Source organism: Kitasatospora sp. NPDC047058 (assembly GCF_040643935.1).
In the GTDB taxonomy this organism is placed as follows: Bacteria; Actinomycetota; Actinomycetes; order Streptomycetales; family Streptomycetaceae; genus Kitasatospora.
Genome location: NZ_JBEYVJ010000857.1, coordinates 1 through 1,448 on the forward strand (window position 1 = coordinate 1; position 1,448 = coordinate 1,448).

Genomic DNA, 1,448 nt, shown 5'->3' on the forward strand with positions numbered 1-1,448 from the left:
GGAGGCGGCCGGCACCCGCGGCCGCGGTGGAGGGGCGGCGGGTGCGGGACGGGGTGCTGCTCGGCCCACCTGCGGGGCCGGTGGCGTGGGGCGCGCGGGGGTCGGTACGCGATGGGCCGGGGGTGCCGGCGGGCGGTCAGGGGCGGCCGGGCGGGCGGGTGAAACAGCAGTCGCCGCAGACGCCGGCGCCCGGTCCCACCCGGTAGTACAGGCAGCAGCTGGTGCGCCGGAAGCCCGCGCCCCGCAGCGTTCCCGTGCCGGCCAGCGGCGGCCGTTCGAGCAGCTCCGCCACGAGGGCGCGGGCCCGGCCGGGGGCCGCGCGGGGGCCGAGCATCCGCAGGGCGCCCGCCAGCGCGGAGGCGGCGTTGCCGTCGAGCAGCCGTTCCGAGAGCGGCACCGCGGCCCGGACGGCGGCGGCGAGCGGTGCCAACTGGCCCTCGACCAGGGCGTGGTGGAGGTGGTCGGCCTGCGTTGTCCCGGGCGTCCACGGCTCGGGTGTCCACGGCTCGGGTGTCCATGGCTCGGGCGTGCTCCGGTACGGCGTCCACAGGTCGATCGGGCCCTGGTCCGGTACCCGGACGTGCGCCCGGTCCGGGTCGAGGTCGGGGACGACGTCCAGCAGGACGGCCGCACCCAGGCTCACCGAACAGAACCGGGCGGCCAGTCCGAGGTGCAGGATCGAGGCCGCGACCCGCGGTTCGGCGGTGCCGAGCCGCCGTGCCACCTCGCGCACCCGCACGGCGAGCGGCGCGTCCGGCCCGGCCGCGTACAGCTCGCGCAACGGCCGGAAGCCGGGCGGCGGACCGTCCGTGGGCGCGGTGGCGGCGTCCAGCGCGAAGTACGGGCCGACGGCGGCGAGCCGGCGGTAGTCGGGCGCGGCGGCGGTCACCGGGGGACCGCCGTCCGCGGCCGGTGGTGGTGGGCGGCGGCCGGGCGGCGGTCGGGCATCGGGTGGTTCCTCCGGGCGAGGCGGGTCGGGCGGTCAGCCCCGTACGGTGAGGTTGCCGTGGTCGGTCCCGATGAACGGTACCGTGCCCTGGCAGTCCGCCACCGGGACGCCGAACGCGCCCAGGAGCCAGCCCAGACGGTCGGCGCGGCCGTCGTCCTGCACCGTGAGCGACACCTTGGTGCCCACGAACCCGGTCCCGGGGAACCAGGGCGTCTCGGCCTTGGTCACCACGCCGGTGGTGATCGCGTCCCGGCCGCCGACGGCCAGGCAGGTGAGGTCGCCCTCGAGGTCGGCCACCAGCTGCCCGTCCGGGCGGTGGTGGGTCACGTGGAAGTGGCCCCGGGCGTGCGAGGGGGAGTTGTTGACCTTGGTGTGCACGTCGACGTCGAGGTGGACCTTGTCGCCCTCCATCCCGGGGAAGAACCGGGTGAGGGTGGCGTCGCCGCTGCCCCGCAGCCGGGCGGCCGAGGCACCGGCGGGCGCGGAGTCGGCATGGCCG

The 1,448-nt window shown here is 78.0% G+C and carries 2 protein-coding genes; both read right to left on the minus strand.

The annotated features are described in order from the left end of the window. Nucleotides 1-136 precede the first annotated feature (136 nt). Nucleotides 137-889, minus strand: a complete 753-nt coding sequence (locus tag ABZ885_RS41115) for a (2Fe-2S)-binding protein (RefSeq protein ID WP_360200319.1) — start codon at nucleotides 887-889, stop codon at nucleotides 137-139. Between the two features lie 93 nt (nucleotides 890-982). Next, nucleotides 983-1,448, minus strand: a 466-nt coding sequence (locus ABZ885_RS41120; RefSeq protein ID WP_360200321.1) for a hypothetical protein, incomplete at its 5' end; no start/stop codon positions are given.